At 36.4% G+C, this 19,128-nt stretch carries 13 protein-coding genes; 9 read left to right on the top strand and 4 right to left on the bottom strand.

Annotated features, from left to right (window positions below):
* The first annotated feature begins 37 nt into the window (after positions 1-37).
* The 3 genes from mmsA (at position 38) to JOD07_RS09345 (ending at position 3,893) form a co-directional block, all read left to right on the top strand.
* Positions 38-1,561 carry a multiple monosaccharide ABC transporter ATP-binding protein gene (gene mmsA / locus JOD07_RS09355; protein ID WP_158740598.1) on the top strand — a complete coding sequence of 508 codons (1,524 nt, stop codon included), beginning with the start codon at positions 38-40 and terminating at the stop codon, positions 1,559-1,561.
* Between the two features lie 14 nt (positions 1,562-1,575).
* Positions 1,576-2,739 (top strand): multiple monosaccharide ABC transporter permease, encoded by a 1,164-nt coding sequence (mmsB, locus tag JOD07_RS09350; RefSeq protein WP_158740596.1) that lies wholly within the window; start codon positions 1,576-1,578, stop codon positions 2,737-2,739.
* Positions 2,740-3,032: 293 nt separating this feature from the next.
* Positions 3,033-3,893: an aldose 1-epimerase family protein gene (locus JOD07_RS09345; RefSeq protein WP_158740595.1), complete on the top strand. Its 861-nt coding sequence runs from the start codon at positions 3,033-3,035 to the stop codon at positions 3,891-3,893.
* 62 nt (positions 3,894-3,955) lie between these two features.
* Here JOD07_RS09345 and JOD07_RS09340 read toward each other — a convergent pair whose 3' ends face one another.
* Positions 3,956-4,948 carry a methyl-accepting chemotaxis protein gene (locus tag JOD07_RS09340; protein ID WP_158740593.1) on the bottom strand — a complete coding sequence of 331 codons (993 nt, stop codon included), beginning with the start codon at positions 4,946-4,948 and terminating at the stop codon, positions 3,956-3,958.
* Positions 4,949-5,205: 257 nt separating this feature from the next.
* On the opposite strand from JOD07_RS09340, the gene JOD07_RS09335 reads away from it, so the two are divergent.
* Genes JOD07_RS09335 through addA form a run of 5 tightly spaced genes read left to right on the top strand, consistent with a single transcriptional unit; the run spans position 5,206 to position 15,285 of the window.
* Positions 5,206-6,333, top strand: a complete 1,128-nt coding sequence (locus JOD07_RS09335; RefSeq protein WP_204613660.1) for a polysaccharide deacetylase family protein — start codon at positions 5,206-5,208, stop codon at positions 6,331-6,333.
* A 52-nt stretch (positions 6,334-6,385) separates the two neighbouring features.
* Positions 6,386-9,814 (top strand): helicase-exonuclease AddAB subunit AddB, encoded by a 3,429-nt coding sequence (gene addB, locus JOD07_RS09330; protein WP_204613651.1) that lies wholly within the window; start codon positions 6,386-6,388, stop codon positions 9,812-9,814.
* A gap of 31 nt (positions 9,815-9,845) precedes the next feature.
* Positions 9,846-11,027, top strand: a complete 1,182-nt coding sequence (locus tag JOD07_RS09325) for an alanyl-tRNA editing protein (protein ID WP_204613650.1) — start codon at positions 9,846-9,848, stop codon at positions 11,025-11,027.
* A 23-nt stretch (positions 11,028-11,050) separates the two neighbouring features.
* A complete protein-coding gene (locus JOD07_RS09320) occupies positions 11,051-11,554 on the top strand; it encodes a shikimate kinase (RefSeq protein ID WP_158740586.1) in 504 nt (167 codons plus the stop codon).
* A complete protein-coding gene (addA, locus tag JOD07_RS09315) occupies positions 11,554-15,285 on the top strand; it encodes a helicase-exonuclease AddAB subunit AddA (protein WP_204613648.1) in 3,732 nt (1,243 codons plus the stop codon). Before JOD07_RS09320 ends, addA begins: the two co-directional genes overlap by 1 nt.
* Positions 15,286-15,320: 35 nt before the next feature.
* Here the strand turns inward: addA and htpG are convergent, their stop codons facing one another.
* On the bottom strand, positions 15,321-17,204 hold the full coding sequence (gene htpG / locus JOD07_RS09310; protein ID WP_158740582.1) for a molecular chaperone HtpG: 1,884 nt from the start codon (positions 17,202-17,204) through the stop codon (positions 15,321-15,323).
* 184 nt (positions 17,205-17,388) lie between these two features.
* Here htpG and JOD07_RS09305 point away from each other — a divergent pair, with 184 nt between their 5' ends.
* On the top strand, positions 17,389-17,766 hold the full coding sequence (locus JOD07_RS09305) for a CBS domain-containing protein (RefSeq protein ID WP_158740580.1): 378 nt from the start codon (positions 17,389-17,391) through the stop codon (positions 17,764-17,766).
* A gap of 33 nt (positions 17,767-17,799) precedes the next feature.
* On the opposite strand, the gene JOD07_RS09300 is transcribed toward JOD07_RS09305, so the two are convergent.
* Positions 17,800-18,264, bottom strand: a complete 465-nt coding sequence (locus JOD07_RS09300; protein ID WP_158740578.1) for a DUF5721 family protein — start codon at positions 18,262-18,264, stop codon at positions 17,800-17,802.
* Between the two features lie 70 nt (positions 18,265-18,334).
* On the bottom strand, positions 18,335-19,072 hold the full coding sequence (truA, locus tag JOD07_RS09295; protein WP_204613646.1) for a tRNA pseudouridine(38-40) synthase TruA: 738 nt from the start codon (positions 19,070-19,072) through the stop codon (positions 18,335-18,337).
* Positions 19,073-19,128: the final 56 nt, after the last annotated feature.

Raw genomic sequence — 19,128 nt, 5'->3', positions numbered from 1 at the left:
ATATTTTATTACTCTGCGTTAGGAGGTCAGAAGCGTTATGTCAGAGTTCATTTTGGAAATGAGAAATATTACCAAAACATTTCCAGGGGTTAAGGCTCTTGATAATGTAAATTTGAAAGTAAAAGAAGGAGAGATTCATGCACTGGTAGGAGAAAATGGTGCAGGAAAATCTACTCTTATGAAAGTATTAAGTGGTGTATATCCTTATGGAACATACGAAGGGGATATATTTTTTAAGGGTAAAAAATGTGAATTTAAAGATATTAAACAGAGTGAGGGTTTAGGGATTGTTATAATTCACCAAGAATTAGCGTTAATCCCCTACTTATCCATAGCAGAAAATATATTTTTAGGTAATGAAAGAGCTAAAAATGGAATAGTAGATTGGAACAGCACAATCTTAAAGACAAAAGAGTTGTTAGAAAAAGTAGGATTAGAAGAGTCTCCCAATACGCTTATTACCAATATAGGGGTTGGTAAGCAGCAATTAGTAGAAATCGCTAAAGCTTTATCTAAAGAAGTAAAACTTCTTATATTAGACGAGCCGACAGCAGCTCTAAATGAAGATGATAGTGAAAACTTATTAAATCTATTGTTAGAATTTAAGAAGCAAGGAATATCTTCTATCCTGATTTCTCACAAGTTAAATGAAGTTTCAAAGGTTGCTGATTCTATCACAGTTATACGCGATGGTAAAACCATTGAGACCTTGGATAAAGAAAAGGATAACATTACAGAAGATAGAATCATACAAGGAATGGTAGGAAGAGAATTAGTAGACCGTTTCCCTAAAAGAGAATCCAATATTGGAGAAGTTATTTTTGAAGTAAAAGATTGGACTGTTTATCATCCACTTCATGAAGATAGAAAAGTCATTGATAATGTGAGCTTCAATATAAGAAAAGGTGAAATAGTAGGTATTGCTGGATTAATGGGATCTGGAAGAACAGAACTGGCTATGAGTATTTTTGGTAAATCATATGGTAAAAAGATCAGTGGCCATATTTACAAAGATGGTAAAGAGATTCATTTGAATAATGTCAATAAAGCTATTGAGAATGGTTTGGCATATGTAACAGAAGATAGAAAAAATTATGGATTGATTTTAATTGATAGTATTAAACGTAATATCTCTTTATCCAGTTTAAATAAGTTGTCAAAAAATCTTGTAGTAAACGAAAGCCAGGAAGTTATAGAAGCTGAAAAGTTTAGAAAGAAAATGAATATTAAAGCTCCAAGTATTATGCAAAAAACAGGTAATCTAAGTGGTGGTAACCAACAAAAGGTTGTTTTAAGCCGATGGATCTTAACGAAACCAGATATATTGATTTTGGATGAACCTACCCGAGGAATTGACGTTGGAGCAAAATATGAAATTTATACAATTATCAATCAGCTCGTTAGCGAAGGAAAAGGAATTTTGCTCATTTCTTCAGAACTTCCTGAAATTCTCGGAATGTGTGACAGAATTTATGTTATGAGTGAAGGAAGAATCACAGGAGAATTAGACGGAAAAGAAGCAACTCAAGAAAAAATTATGAAATATGTCGTGAATCAATAACAGGAGGTATAGCAATGAAAACCTTGAAGGCAATGTTTAAAAGCAATATTAGACAATATGGTATGGTAATTGCATTAGTATCTATTGCTTTGTTATTCCAAATTATCACTGAAGGCGTTTTATTAAAACCATTAAATATTACAAACTTGATCCTGCAAAACAGTTATATTTTAGTTTTAGCGATTGGAATGTTGCTAGTTATTATAACTGGTAATGTTGATTTGTCTGTAGGATCCGTTGTAGCTTTTGTAGGTGCTATTGGTGCAATATTGATGGTAAATATGAAAGTTAACTTTTTTGTAGCTATGATTATATGTTTAATTATTGGAGCAATAATTGGTGCTTGGCAAGGATTCTGGATTGCATATGTTAGAATTCCAGCCTTTATTGTAACCTTAGCTGGCATGTTGGTTTTTAGAGGATTAACCATGGTAGTATTAAAAGGAACATCTATTGCTCCTTTTCCAGAAGCTTTTACAAAAATAAGTTCTGGATTTATTCCTGATGTATTTGGAGGTCAGGGAGCTCATATTACAACCATTCTTATTGGTGTCTTATTATCTGTTATCATTGTTATTATGGAATTAAATAATAGAAAAACTCAGTTAAAATATAATTTTGAAGTGCCACCAATAGGCTTTATGGTAGCTAAATTGGTTGGAATCATTGCTGTAATTCTTTACTTTAGCTTTGTATTTTCAAGTTATAAAGGTCTTCCAAATATTTTAATATTATTGGCTGTATTAATTGTTATTTATGCATTTATCACCAATAAAACCGTTCCTGGTAGACATATTTATGCTGTAGGTGGAAATGAAAAAGCAGCAAAATTATCTGGTGTAAAATCAGAAAAAGTCTTATTCTGGGTATTCGTTAATATGGGAATGTTATCTGCTCTTTCAGGATTAATTTTTGCAGCCAGATTAAATGCTGCAACACCAAAAGCAGGTAACGGATTTGAGCTTGATGCGATTGCAGCTTGTTATATTGGAGGCGCATCTTCAACAGGAGGTATAGGAACCGTTGTAGGAGCAATGGTTGGAGGCCTTGTAATGGGTGTTATGAACAATGGTATGTCCATTATGGGTCTTGGTATCGACTGGCAACAAGCTATTAAAGGATTAGTTCTTCTGATAGCAGTAGCCTTTGACTTATTTACAAAATCTAAATCATCTTAAGATCTTTCAATAATTATTTAGGCAGTATTCGGTTTTGAATGTAAAAGAATGATTAAATCTATTTGATTCTATTAATGCTGGGATGTATGACGAATGGATGCATCCTGGCATTTGCTTTTTCTAATCTGTATTTTCTATAAAATCACTCTCCCTTTGATATGCCCCAAAGGGTATTGGTTAAATTACTGACTGAAGAGGTGGAAAGCTTGACCGATGGAGAAATAGTTTTTAGATATTTTCTGGTTATTTTTGTTATAATAATATAAGTAACCATCTTTTAAGGGGGAGAATTAATGGAGAATCAGTGGGTTAAAGTAAAAACGAAACCAGAAGGAGCAGAATTAACAAGTATCATACTAAAAGAAGATCATACGGAGTATTTGTGGCAGGGAGATCATAAGATATGGGGAAGACATGCACCCATTTTATTTCCGATCGTAGGAAGACTAAATGACAATAAATACACTATTGATGGAAATGAATATCGTATGACACAGCATGGATTTGCCAGAGACATGATTTTTGATATTCTTGAAGAATCCGAAGAACATATTTTATATCAGCTGACCAGTAATGAAAATACGCTTAAACACTATCCATATCATTTTCAGTTAAGAGTGGAATACATATTGGCTAAGAAGAGCATTATAGTAAAATATTTTGTAAAAAATACAGATGTTCAAAAAATATATTTTTCCATCGGCGGCCATCCTGGATTTAACTGTCCTCTGATAGAAGGAGAAAGGATGGAAGATTATGTATTGGAATTTGAAAAAGAGGAAACTTTAGACAAAATATGCCTGGAAGATGGGTTAATTTCAGAAGAAAAGCAACCCTTCTTAAATCATGAAAAAATAATCCCTATCACAAAGGATTTATTTGCAAATGATGCACTTATAGTGGAAAACACTGAATCCAGGTATATTACTTTAAAAAGTATTAAATCGACTAAAGCAATTCGTGTTACCTTTGATGAATTTCGTTATTTAGGGATTTGGTCAAAGCCTGAGGGAGCACCATTTATATGCATTGAGCCCTGGCTGGGAATTGCAGACTATAAAAACAACATTGTAGATTTTAAGGAGAAGGCAGGTATTCTGTCCATTGATCCTGATGAAGAGTTTGCGTGTTCTTATACCATCAGCATTCAATAATTTTATAATTTAAAAACTCCTTTTTAAAAAGTAAAAAGGAGTTTTTTATTTGGACAGACTGATTAATTTTTATAGGTATCTACCAGTTGTTGAAGAGTATTTAATTTACTTGTCAGATGGTTGCTTAACTGTTTTAGCTCTCCGATGGATTGAACTTGAATTTGATGGTTTTGTTTCAATTCATTCATAATGCTTTCCCCTTGTTGTGAAGTGGAAGCAGCAGCGTCAACAGTATCAGAAATGTATTTCATATTCTTTAAAATCATATCAATGGTTTGATTGATCATGCTGGACTGAGATAAAATCGTTTCAACAAATTGGCTAATGCTTTCGAAAGCATCTCCTGCTTTATTAACTGCTGTAACGGTTTCAGTAACTTCAGCAGCACTGCTGGACATAATTTCGGATATTTCTGTTGTTTGCTTTTGTAATCCAGAAATTAAATTGGTAATGTCTTCTGCAGATTTAGAGGACTGTTCTGCCAGCTTACGAACTTCTTCTGCAACAACGGCGAAACCTTTACCATGTTCTCCTGCTCTTGCCGCTTCAATGGAAGCATTTAATGCAAGAAGATTAGTTTGACTGGAGATACTAGTAATAATTTGAGAAATGTTACCGATTTCACTGGAGCTTTTGTTCAAAGAAGTAATGGTATGATTGGTTCTTTCGATTGTATTTTTAAGTTTATTAATTTTACTGATGGATTCTTCAACGTATATCTGGCCGTCTTTTGCAGTTTTAACGGCGTTGCTTGCAATCTCGTTCATAGATTCTATGCTGTCTGAAATTTGTTTTGTTTCAGTAGCAAGGGCATCATATTGATTGGTAATGTCGGACAGTTGAGTGCCATTATTTATAAAGGCAGGCACCTGGTGATTTATAAGAGATGTCATAGACTCTGAAGCATCCGATGCCGCAGTTACAATATCTTTTAATTCATCTACACTGGTTTTTACAGGATTTAAAGCGTCATTAAACTGACGAGCTAATTGCTTTTGCAAATTTTCATTTTGCTGAGTTGTTTTGTCTTCTTGTTTTTTCTTAAAGATTCCCATTAGTAACCCCTCCTCAAATTTTAATTCAGATTATCATAGATCTTTTGTGAAATCAATAAAGAATTAGTACGTAAAAAATCTATGACAATTTACTTTCTAATCTTTATTATAAATCATCTAATATAGAAAGAAAAGGAGGAATTTTTTGTGAGTTATAACAATTTAGGTGATAGGAAGGAAAAAACAATTATCTCTTGGTATGCAGAGGAATAAAAGGTATAATATTAAGTGACATTATTTTACTAGGAGAGATGCAAATGTATAAAAACATAAAACATAGCTTAGTGTTCTTATTGATTCTGAGTATCCTGTTTGGAACAACAGGCTGCGCTAAAAATGAGAAATTACCCCAAGAAGACCAGAATGTAGATCAAAGGGTTGAGTTAGCAGATGTCAATGAGGCAGAAGAACCGAATGAAGAACAGGAAATTGGCGAGGAAGAAAAGGAAGAGATTACAGAGATCGATTACCAAAAAGTTAGACCCAATGAATTAGGACACATCATGATTATTATGTATCATGGGATTGTAGAGAGTGATCCTCCAAGCCCTTATCAAAGGACAGTAGAAGGGCTTAAAGAAGACTTGAAATATTTGTATGAACATGGTTACAGACTTATATCCATGAGGGATTATATAGATAATAATATTACAGTAGAAGCAGGGTATACTCCTGTTATACTTACTTTTGACGACGGGATCAGTTCAAGTTTTTCACTCATCGAAGAAAATGGTGAGCTCAAACCAACTCCGGATTGTGCAGTTGACATTATCAATAAATTTTACGAAGAACATCCTGATTTTGGAAGGCATGCGGTATTTTATATCAATGGAGATAATGATCCTTTTGCCGGAGATGGAACCTTTAAAGAAAGACTGGAGTATTTAATCAATAATGGTTATGAAGTTTCCAATCATACCTATTCCCATGCCCATTTATCCAAATTGGGCGCAGAGGAAATACAGGAGCAAATCGGTAAAGTGGATCAAATGATTAAAGAAGCCCTTCCGGGCTATACACTGGACTCTTTCTCATATCCCTTTGGAGAAAGGCCTAAGGAAGAACTCAGGCATTTAGTTGAAAAAGGAAGTTATAACGCAAAGGAATACAGCTATAGAATAGGTTTAAGGGAAGGTCCCAGTGGTCCTTTTGTTCCTGTTAATCATATTAAATTTGATCCTTTTAATGTCCCCAGGGTAAGAGGTTCCAGAGGGGAAGAAGGAGATTTAGGATGGTATTTTGAGTATTATGAAAAACATCCGGAATATAGATATATTTCTGATGGAAATCCAAATCGTATTGCAGTTCCAGTAGAACAGGAACAAAATGTAAATATGGACAGTTTAGGAGACAAGGAATTATATATATATACTGTAGAAGAGTAAAAGAAGCTGGAAACAGCTTCTTTTATATAAAAGTAATCTTGGAGGAATGACTGTGAGCATCAGATACATATTAGGCCGTTCCGGTACAGGGAAGACCCGTTTTATTTATAATGATATCAAGCAAAAAGTCAGAGAAAAAAGTGGGAAAACTTTAATACTCATCGTTCCGGAGCAATTTAATTTTCAGGCCCATAAGGATTTAATCAAAGTATTAGACCAGAAAGGAATAATAGATGTCGAGATTTTAAGCTTTCAGAGGCTGGCCCATAGGGTTTTTGAGGAAGTGGGAGGTCCCAGCGAGAAACTGCTGGGGGATCTGGGAAGAAATATGGTCCTTCGAAAAGTAATTGATGGTATAGAAGAAGAACTGGAGATTTTAAACAAATCTGTCAAGCAGCCCGGTTTTATGCAGACTTTGGGGAATGTGATTTCTGAATTTCAACAGTATGATGTTGTCCCCGAGACTCTGCTGGAAAACAAAGAGAATGTGAGAAGCAGCATTTTAAGAGCTAAACTGAATGATTTATTTCTAGTCTTTCAGGGCTTTAAAAATTATATGAAAGAAAAATACATCACCTCCGAAGAGATTCTGGATATACTGGTAAAAAAGATCGAGAATTGCTCCTTTTTAGAGGGAGCCCATATCTGGATTGACGGTTTTTATGGTTTTACTCCCCAGCAGTACAGAATTATCTATCAGCTGCTAAAGAAGGCGAAAATCGTTAATATTTCTCTTACCCTGGACCCCGGAGTGGATTTATTTTCACCCTGTGATGAAGGGGATCCTTTCTGTGAAAGCAGAAAAACTTTCGATAAGTTGAATAAGATTACAGCTTTATACAATGTTAAAGTCGAAGAACCTGTAAAACTATTCAATGCCAATACCACTTCCAGTAAAAATGAAGAGCTCATTCACTTAGAAAAAGAATATTTTAATTATCCCTGCATGGCTTATAAAAAAGAAACAGAGCATATAAAACTATTCATTGCCGTCAACCCCTACAGTGAAATAGATCAAACAGCAAAAGATATCTTAGAATTGGTTCAAAACAAGGGGTATAGATATAGGGACATTGCTGTGGTTACAGGTGGTATTTCCAAATATCAAAAGATCATAGAAGGCATTTTCAAAGAGTATAATATCCCTTACTTTATTGATATAAAGCAGGATATATTGTCCCATCCACTGATTGAACTGATACGGGCATCTCTGGAAATCATCATCAATAACTGGTCCTATGAAAGCATGTTCAGATATCTTAAAACCCGATTCACAGGGATTGACGAAGAAGAGGTTGATATCTTAGAAAATTATGTTTTAGCCTATGGCATAAGAGGTGCCACCAAATGGACAAAAGAGGACTGGACCAAGAAAACTTTAGACGATTTGGACGATGGGGTCCAAAAGGAATATGAAGAAAGCCTCCTTGGAAGGATCAATAGAACAAGAAAGCAAGTGGCAAGCCCCCTTTTAATATTCCATGAAAAGTTAAAAAGCAGTCAAAAACACACAATTCGTAAGATCACGACAGCTCTGTATGAATTGTTGGAAGATCTGGGAGTAAAAGACCGTCTTCTGGAATTTATCAATCATTTTATGGAGAATAATCAGTTGATTTTAGCCAAGCAAAATATGCAAATCTGGGATATGATTGTAGAATTATTTGATAAAATGGTTGAAATATTAGGAGACGAAGAAGTAACAATCAAAGAATATGCAAAGATTCTGGATGCAGGACTTGAACAATGCAAAATGGGTCTTGTGCCCCCTGCGCTCGATCAAGTAGTGGTTGCAGATTTGGAAAGATCAAGACTTCCCTATATCAAGGCATTATTTGTCATTGGCGTCAATGACGGCGTTTTGCCTGCAGCCACCGAAGCACTGGGGATATTCTCCGATGAAGAAAGAGGAGAAATGAGCCAGATGGGATTGGAGTTGGCTCCTGACGGCAGAAGAAGAGCCTTCGAGGAACAGTTTCTTATCTACTCAGGATTAACAAAGCCGGAAGAGTATCTGCAGCTGAGTTTTTCCATGGGAGACGAAGAGGGAAAAGCCTTAAGGCCTTCGGTCATTATTTCAAGAATCAAGAAGATTTTTCCTCTTATTCAGGAAATCAGCGATTTGCAAAATTCAAAAGAAGGAAGTATTTTGGCTCCTGTACCTACATTTCATTATCTAGGTCTGGAATTAAGGGATATCATTGAAAAGGGTGAACTTTGTGATACATGGAAGGATGTATACAGCTGGTATTTGTCTCAGGAAGACTGGAAAGATAAGGCGAAAATCACTGTAAAAGGTCTCTTTCATACCAACCAGGAAAATTATCTGGCAAGCAAAAGTATAAAGATGTTGTACGGTGATAGAATCTATACCAGTGTCTCCAGGCTAGAGAAATTTGCTGCCTGTCCTTTTGGATATTTTGTAGAATATGGTTTAAAGGCAAAAGAAAGAAAAATGTATCAGCTTCAGACGCCGGATTTGGGCAGGCTATTCCACAGCGCTTTGGACATTTTTTCAAAGAAGCTTTACACAAGAGGAATTCCATGGAAGGAACTGGACAAGGATACAAGCGATGTTTTAGTAGAGGAAACCATGAATGAAGTAGCTCCCAAATTGGGCAATGAAATTTTGCTCAGTTCCGCAAGAAATAAATATTTACTGTTTCGATTAAAAAGAATTACAAAAAGAGCCGTCTGGGCTCTTACAGAACATATCAAAAGAGGAGAGTTTGAACCCTTAGGCTTTGAAGTGGGCTTTGGGGAACAGTATAAACTTCCTCCCATAGTGGTTGAGCTAAAAACCGGTGAAAAAATTATACTGACAGGAAGAATCGACAGAGTGGATATACTTGATGAGAATAATAAAGCTTACATAAAGATTATCGATTATAAGTCGGGTAATCGAACCTTCAATCTGGCAGATATTTTTTATGGTATTCAGCTACAGCTTCTCCTTTATCTCGATGCTTTTTTGGAAAACGGAGAAAAAGTGCTTCATAAGAAATTACTTCCGGCAGGAGTTTTTTATTTTAGAATTGATGATCCGCTCATTCGTTCAGCGAAGGAAATGTCGGAAGAAGAACTGGAAAAGCTGCTTTTAAAGGATTTAAAACTATCCGGTATGGTATTGGAGGACTTAGATATAGTTAAAAAAATGGACAATACTTTAGAAAAATATTCCGATATTCTTCCGGTTACATTGACGAAAGATGGATTTGATAAGCGTTCATCCACTGCTACTCAGGAAGAATTCGATGCCTTAAGGAAATTTGTGCGCAATATTGTGACGGAAATTGGAGAAGAAATCTTAAAAGGGAATGTAAAAGTCAGTCCTTATAAAAACGGCCCGAAAACCGCATGTAATTATTGCTTGTATAAGTCTGTCTGCCAATTTGATACACTCCTGGAAGATAACCAGTACAGGATTTTAAGGAATCTGAAAAAGGAAGAAATTTGGCAGAAATTAAAACAAGATGAGTAGACCACAAAAGATATGGAAAAGAGGTATACGTATGACAGAAAAAGGCTATTATGAAAATCCGTATTTAACCCACTGGACGACAGAGATTAAAGCGGTTATACCACAAAAGGATCAATTTCTGTTGGTTCTTGATCGAACCTATTTTTATCCGGAAGGAGGAGGACAACCTTCTGACAGAGGGACCATTGATGGAATAGAAGTAATAGATGTATTTGAAAAAGACGATATGATTTTTCATGCAGTACCTAAAGTTCCTGACAACAGCAAGGTAGATTGCCAAATAGATTTTAAACGCCGCTTTGAACATATGCAGCAGCACACAGGAGAGCATATTCTGGCGGCAACCTTTTATCGACTGTATGGGGGGGTTAGTAATGCTTTTCATATGGGAGAGGATTATGTATCCATAGATATCAGTCTTCCAGAAGTTACTCCTGCCATGGTTAAAGAGGTAGAAGATGCAGTCAATGAGGTTATTTATAAGAATATTCCAGTAAAAACCTACATGAAAGATTTAGAAGGTGCCAAGCTTCTGCCCCTTAGAAAGCAGCCTAAAGTAGATGAGGATATAAGAATCGTTGAAATCGAAGGGGTGGATTTTTGCCCCTGCTGCGGCACCCATGTGACTTCGACAGGGGAAGTGGGACTTCTTAAGATTTTAAAAACGGAAAAGTCTAAAGGAATGACCAGAATTTATTTCCAATGTGGAAGAAAGGCCCTGGAAGACTACAGAAAAAAACATGAGATCATCTCATTTCTGTACGAGAAGTTTTCAGCCAATGACATTACGCTTTTGGGGAAAATAGAAAAATACATGGAAGATGTCAAGAAGACGGAAGTGCAGGTAAAAGAACTTCATCAGGAATTATCTTTTTGCGAAGCGCAAAAATTGGTTAAAGATGCAAAAAAATCGGTTGTATACGGATCTTATAGCAACAAAACTCTGAATGAGATAATCTTTATTGCCAAGCAAGTTGCTCAAATGGGAGGGTATGTTTTTATAGGAGTATCTTTAAAGGAGAAAAAATTACTATTGTCCCATAATACAGATTTGGTGCTTCACTGTGGAAAACTCTTAAAAGATGTGATGAAGGATTTCAATGCCAGAGGCGGAGGCAGTGCAACGCAGGCCCAGGCAAGTTTTGAGAGTGAAGAAGAATTAAAAAAATGTGCAGAGACCTTGCGTCAAATTTGTCAAGGATTAGATGATTAAGATGAAAATCTGGAGGATTTAGTATGAAAAATATTGTTTTAATAGGAATGCCGGGAGCAGGAAAAAGCACCATAGGAGTTGTTCTGGCAAAAACATTAAAGATGCCTTTTATAGATACGGATATTCTCATCCAGCAAAAGCAAAACAGGCTGTTGCAGGAGATTATTGAGGAGGATGGGATAGAAGAATTTCTTTCCATAGAAGAGCAAGTCATATTGGATTTGGATGTTTGGGGCAGTGTTATTTCTACAGGCGGCAGCGTTGTTTTGGAATCTGATGGGATGAGACACTTAAAAGAAAATGGTTTTGTTGTATATCTTCAATTACCTTATAAAGAAATAGAAAAAAGAATTCGCGATATTACTACAAGGGGGATTGTCATGCAGAAAGGGCAAAGTCTCCTTCAGGTATACGATGAAAGAGTCCCCCTGTATGAAAAGTATGCGGATGCCATGATCCGATGCATGGGAAAAAACATGGAACAGATTATTAAAGAACTCAAAGAATTATGGGAGGGCATTAGATAGTGCAGTGGACAAATGAACAGCAGGCGGCAATTGATACCCGGGGATGCGATTTACTGGTTGCTGCAGCAGCAGGTTCAGGGAAAACGGCTGTATTGGTAGAACGCATTGTAAAGATGATTACGAACACCAGCAACCCAATAGATGTAGATGCTCTTTTGGTTGTGACCTTTACCAATGCTGCGGCAGCGGAGATGAGAGAGCGACTGGGAGAAGCTATTTCCAGGAAGTTAGAAGAAGAGCCCAGGAACACACATCTTCAAAAGCAATTGACGCTTCTTAACAGGGCATCTATCTCTACCATCCATTCCTTTTGTTTGGACGTTATCAGGAATCACTTTCATCTACTGGACTTAGACCCTTCATTTAGAATTGCGGATGAAGCAGAAATGCTGCTTTTAAAAAATGATTTGATCGAAGCACTTTTTGAAGAGTTTTATGAAAGGGAAGATGAAGGGTTCCATGCTTTGGTAGAAAGCTACGGAGGGAAAAAGGAAGATTCCAATCTTCAGGATATGATCCTTAGGATTTATGATTTTATTCAAAGCAACCCTTGGCCCAAAGAGTGGCTCAAAGAGCAAGTGGATATTTTTAATCCCGAGAGAAATGAAGATTTTGACGCAACCCTTTGGGCAGACATGATCAAGGGGCAGATCAGAACAGAAGCACAAGGCCTGCTTGAAATCGCTGATTATGCCTTATCTCTTTGTTATGAACCCAACGGGCCAGAGAAATATATAGAGGCCATAGAAGACGATATTCGAATCCTCAAAAAAATTATTGCACTGAGTGAAGGAAGTATAGGGGATTTGTACTCATATATTCAGCAAATTACTTTTTCAACCTTAGGAAGATGTGGGAAAAACACCGATCCCAACTTAAAAGAGGAAGTAAATAACCTCAGAAAAATTGTCAAAGAGGGAGTTCAAAAAGGTTTTCAGGAAAAGATATTCTTTAAATCTCCGGAAGCTATGATGGAAGATGTACATAAAGTTTTCCCCATTCTGAAAGCCTTGGAAAGGGTTATCCATGAATTTTCAGACCGCTTCCAGTCTGCCAAAAAAGAAATGGGTGTTATTGATTTTAATGATATAGAACATTATTGCCTGAAGATTCTTTTGGATGAAAAAAGCACTCCGCAAAATATTGTACCTTCTCTGACAGCTCTTGATTTAAGAGAAAAATACAAAGAAATTTTAATTGACGAATACCAGGACAGCAATCTGGTGCAGGAAACGATCCTTGGAGTTATTTCTAAAAAAGATACGGCTTATCCCAATCGTTTTATGGTAGGGGACGTAAAGCAGAGTATTTATCGCTTCCGTCTGGCAAAACCAGATTTATTCATTGAGAAATATAACTCCTTTTCAGATCAGGGAGAAGGCAAAGCGCAAAGAATCGATTTGTTTCAGAATTTTAGAAGCCGAGAAAATATCCTTCATGGAGTGAATTTCATTTTCAGACAGCTTATGACCCCAACTCTGGGGGAAATCGAATATGATGAGAAAGCGGCTTTAAATCCCGGGGCCAATTATCCTGAGGCAGAGCATCTCAATATGGGAGGCCCTATCGAGATACATATGATCGAATCAGAAAGCGCAAACGACGGGTCAGAAGAAGCTCGTGGGGAAGAAAAGCAAGTTGGAGAAGAACTTGAGGAACTTACAAATATCGAACTGGAAGCCAAAATCGTCACCCAAAGAATCCAGCAGCTCTTAAGCGATGAAGAATCATTCTTTGTATACGATAAAAAGCTTGGAGACTATAGAAGAGTAGAATACCGGGATATAGTCATTCTTCTTCGTACCACTTCCCAGTGGTCCAATATATTTATGGAAGAATTATCAAGGGGCGGGATACCGGCTTATGCAGATGTTTCATCGGGATATTTTGATGCGGTGGAAGTAAAAACCATCTTAAGCCTGCTGCAAATCATAGACAATCCACGACAGGATATTCCGCTGATCACAGTACTGCGTTCTCCCATTGTTGCTTTAAATGCCGATGAATTGGTGGAGATTCGGACAGTTTTTTCTCAGGGAGATTTTTACGAATCTCTGCTAAAATATATTGACAGCAGCCTGGAAGAAACCCAATTAACAAGAAAGATAAGAGATTTCCTTGAAAAGCTTAAAAGATGGAGAAGTGAAGCTGCTCATATTTCCATTGATGAGCTGCTTTGGATGCTATATACCGAAACCAACTACTATAACTATTTAGGCGCTATGCCGGGAGGTGCCCAAAGACAGGCAAACCTGAGAATCTTAAGGGATCGGGCAGCAAGCTATGAGTCTACCAGTTTCAAGGGACTGTTTAATTTTATTCGATTCATAGAAAGAATGCAGCGAAAGCAAGGGGATATGGGAGCTGCTAAAATTGTAGGCGAAAATGAAAACATCGTTCGTATTATGAGTATACACAAAAGCAAAGGATTGGAATTCCCTGTGGTTTTTGTATCCGGTTTAGGCAAGCAGTTTAACCTTCAGGATTTACATCAGCCTGTATTGCTTCATCAGGATTTAGGATTAGGTCCTGATTACATTGATTATGAAAGAAGAATTGTCTATGAAACGGCACCGAAACTGGCGGTTAAATCAAAAATTATGGTAGAAACTCTTTCAGAAGAAATGAGGATCCTCTATGTTGCTTTCACAAGAGCCAAAGAAAAACTCATTTTAACAGGAACCATAAAGAATATAGAAGCCCAGGCCAGAAAATGGGCAAGACAGGTATCTGCAAAAAAAGAGGCTCTTTCACCCTACATCCTTACAAAAGCCAAGACCTATTTGGAGTGGATTGGTTTAAGTCTGGTAAGACACAGAGACGCAGAAACTATAAGAAACTGGGCTGGCTGTCTTAAGGCGCCGGAAGAAGTTTTCTATGAAGATCCTTCCCAGTGGAGGATTTATAGCTGGACGAAAGAGGATATTACGTTGCGGGATGAAAATAAGGCTAAAGAAAAAGAGCGTATATTAGAAGAACTTTTAAACTGGGATACCAGCATAGCCTACAGTCCCCATAGAGAAGAGATATTTAACAGACTGTCCTGGAAGTATCCTTATGAATCCTCCACTGCATTATCGGTTATGGTATCCGTGTCAGAACTTAAAAAACAGCATGAAAAAGACATGCTGGAAGAACAGAGTACATCCCTTTTCAAAGAAACTGGGCTTTCCCGTCCACATTTCATTGAAGAATCAAAGGGACTAAATGCCACAGAAAAAGGTATTTTAATGCATTTTGTTATGAAACATTTGAATTTGGATGAAGCTAAGGATTATACGGATATAGAGCATCAGTTGCTTAAGATGGAGCTAAAAGGGTTATTGTCTGAAGAAGAAAGGAAAGCGATTTTTATTAAAGATCTACTTCATTTTTCAAGATCCCAGTTGGCTGGGAGGATGAGAGCAGCACTGAAAGTCAGGAAAGAAGTTTCGTTTGTTCTGTCTCTTAATGCCAGGGAAATCTATAAAGAAATCCAATGTGATGAAGAAGTGTTTGTCAGAGGGATCATTGACTGCTATTTTGAAGAAGAAGACGGAATTGTCCTGGTTGACTATAAGACAGATGCCATCTTTGACAAAGAAAATCCCGAGAGGGAGATTGACCAATTGATGAAAAAGTACGAAGTACAGATTAATCTATATGCAAGAGCCATTGAAGAACTTACAGGAAAAAGAGTAAAAGAAAAATCTCTCTACCTGTTTAGTATAGGCAAAGCTGTGTCCTATTAAATAAAAAAGCCGTCCGGGGGGGACGGCTTTAAACTTTAGAATTGGGCAACCTTAGCTAATAATAAGTTGCTTCTGTCGATAAACTTATTCATCGCTTCGGATTCTAAGGGCTGATGGCTTAACATAGCCAAATCATATACCTGCTCACAGAGCATTTGAATAAGTTCCTTGTGTTCCTGTGCATCTGCTTTTTCAGCTATGGTCTGAATCAATTTATTGTTTTTATTGAGCACAAGGGTTTGTTCTTTCTGGAACATATTCGGTATATTCATTCCGCCGAACATTTTAGTCATTTCTTCCATTCTTCTGGAATGCTCAGAAAGAAGTATCATAGCAGAAATATTTTCGGATTTCAAGTTTTCCACCTGAACTTTTAAGTCCTGATTATTCAAGTTGTCTTTAAAGATTTTTTCAAGTTTTTCTTGAATGGCTTTATTTTCAGCTTCATCTTTCTTTTCATCTTTTGCTTTAAGATGTTCGGATATATCTGCATCGATTCGGTTAAAGGAAACACCGCTCTCATGCATTTCGATATGGGAGATGAATGGATTGTCTATGGTGGAATTCAAAATAACGGCTTCCATATCATTGTCTTTAAATAATTTGATGTATTGGGCTTGCTGACGTTCATCGGTTACATAAAAGACTTTATTTTTATGTTTTGATTCATTTCTTTCTAAGTATTCTTTTAGGGTCACATAATCGCCATTGGTGGTTTTATAGATGATAATATCTTTTACTTTTTCATAGAATTTGGGCTCCCTCATTGCCCCGTATTTTATAAACGGATGGATATCATCCCAGTATTTGATGAAATCTTCTTTTTGATTCTTGAAAAGGGATACAAGCTTATCAGCGACTTTCTTTGTAATGTAGTTTGAGATTTTTGTTACATAGCCGTCATTTTGCAAGAAGCTTCTGGATACGTTAAGAGGCAAGTCAGGACAATCCAAAGTTCCCTTAAGCAGCAGAAGGAATTCAGGAATGACTTCTTTGATATTATCTGCTACAAATACCTGGTTATTATATAGTTTGATTTTACCTTCTATGGTTTCAAATTCACTTCTTAGTTTCGGGAAATACAGGATACCTTTAAGATTGAAAGGATAATCCATATTCAGATGAATCCAGAACAACGGATCGTTAAAATCCATAAATACTTTTCTGTAAAATGCTTTATATTCTTCTTCGGTACAATCATTAGGATGTTTCATCCACAGAGGATGGGGATCATTGATGGGTTTTGGTTCTTCTTTTTCTTTATCTTTAGCTTCTTTATCTTCTTCTTTGACGCTTTCAAGATAAATCTCTACCGGCATAAATCCACAGTATTTTTCTATAGTTTGGCGAAGCTTGTACTCGTTTAAGAATTCTTTTCCTTCTTCGCCAATATAAAGGGTGATGGTTGTTCCCCGTTCGTTGCGATCAGAGTCTTCCATCTCATATTCTGTTCCTCCGGTACAAATCCAGCGGACTGGGGTGGCATTTTCCTGATAGGAAAGGGTATCGATCTGGACTTTTTCAGCTACCATAAATGCAGAATAAAAACCAAGTCCAAAATGCCCTATGATTTGATCTTTATCCATCTTGTCTTTATATTTTTGTAAGAAATCTTCTGCACCGGAGAAGGCAATCTGGTTAATATATTTTTTCACTTCTTCTCCAGTCATACCAATTCCGTTATCCCAAACCTTAATGATTTTATTTTTTTCATCCAATATGACTTCTATTTTATAGTGTGTATTTTCAGGGACAGAAGCTTCTCCCATGGCAACTAATTTTTTTAATTTTAAAATCGCATCGGATCCATTGGAAATCAATTCTCGAATAAAGATATCATGATCGGAATATAACCATTTTTTTATAATCGGAAAAATATTCTCGCTATGTATTGAAAGACTGCCTGTTTCACGAGACATATGTTTCTCTCCCTTCTTTTATTTTCCTACATAATGATATATCACAAAAAATACAAATGTCAAGACAAAATCAGCACTCAATACAGATGAGTGCTAATAAAAAATTTTGCCATATATTTGATTCATTTATCTGTTTTATATGGTATAATATATATGATTAATTATGATCCAAAGGGGGATAAAAATGACCATTAAAGACATTATGAATGCTGAAGTTCATATGGTAATGCCTCAGGATACCCTGGAAAAAACTTTATCTATCATGGAAAGCAAGCATCTTAATGGGTTGCCGGTTGTCAATGAAGAAAAGCAGTTAGTTGGAATAATTGTCAAGGCTGATATATATAGATTTTTAAGTGTAACAGGGCATTATGAAACTTGTCCCGTAGAATGGGCAATGAGCAAAGATGTGGTCACAGTGATGCCGGAGGAAACAGTGGAAGAAGCGGCCAGAAGGCTTAGAAAGCATAATATCATTGGAATGCCTGTCGTGGAAAACGGAAGGGTTATCGGAATGATTTCTCTTGAAAATATCGTGGACTTTTTTATTTCAAATCATTAAACATTAAAGTAAGAGCAGAGGCTCTTACTTTTTCTATTCTGCCAGAATATGAGCATTTTTAAAGAAAGAGCGGATGTATTCATCCCACTCGAATTCATCTGATTTATCCAGAACAAAGTTTTTTAACGCGACACCGGTGGTACAGGTCAGTTTTTCCTGAGCATAGATCAAATTAATAAATAGTGCGGAGACATCCTTGGAAAACTTCAGAAGTATATCATCATTGGCAGATAAAACAATTTTAAAGTATGTAGGTGTCTTTTCCCCTTTTATGATATTGTAAACATAAGGTTTAATTTCTTCCCACAAAACATAATTGCGGTTATGATATATTTCCCTTTCATCGGTATAAAAAAAAGATTTGTTCAGAATCCCATCAATATGGAATTTGGTAAAGGTATGAATTTCCACAGTTCTTACTTCAAATGGATCAAATAAAGAACCTTTAAGAAGCATGCCCATCGTTTTTTTTACGTCTATTATGTCTAATGTAATCATACAATACCCCAATCCTTATTTCTTTATTAATAATGATAGCTTCAAAGAAAGAAAAAAACAAGACAGAAATCTAATAGATTACTTTTTGGAGGAAAAGTCCATGGGGAGGAATATTCGGACCGGCAAGGGGTCTTTCTTTTTTATCTAAAATGGTTTTAACATCTTCCGGAAGCATTTTGCCAAGCCCCACTTCTATAAGGGTTCCGGTTATAATTCTTACCATATTATATAGAAAGCCGTTTCCTTCAAAAGAAATATCAAGGAATGTATTTCTCTGGATAAAATCTATTTTTGAGATTGTCCTGACGGTGGATTTCTTTTTGGATTTCAGATTGGTAAAACTTCTAAAGTCATGCTCCCCGATAAGATATGAGGAGGCTTTCTTCATTTGATTAATGTCTAAAGGTTGCGGAATGTGATAACGGTACTTTCTTTCAAATACATCATGAATCATGCCATTATCGATTTGGTATATGTATTGTTTGCCTTTGGCATGGTATCTGGCATGAAAATGATCATCAACCACTTGGGCATCATATACTGTAATATCACTGGGAAGATATTGATGGCAATATTGAATAATATCCTGAGGGGTAACATTGGTATGGGTTTTAAAATTGGCAACTTGTCCTCGGGCATGGACACCCCCATCGGTCCTTCCAGAACCGATTAATTCAATATTTTCATTTAACATTTTTGAAAGTACGTTTTCGATTTTACCCTGAATGGTTTGGTCAGTATTTCCCAACCTTTGCCAGCCGTAATAACGGCTGCCGTCATAGGCAATCATCAGCTTAATATTCTGCATAAAAGTTCTCCTTTTACAATATCTATAATATAATAGGGACGAATATATTCGCCCCT

The organism is Defluviitalea raffinosedens (assembly GCF_016908775.1).
Classification (GTDB): domain Bacteria; phylum Bacillota; class Clostridia; order Lachnospirales; family Defluviitaleaceae; genus Defluviitalea; species Defluviitalea raffinosedens.
Note: the sequence above shows the minus strand (reverse complement) of the source record. Positions and strands in the feature narration are given on the sequence as shown.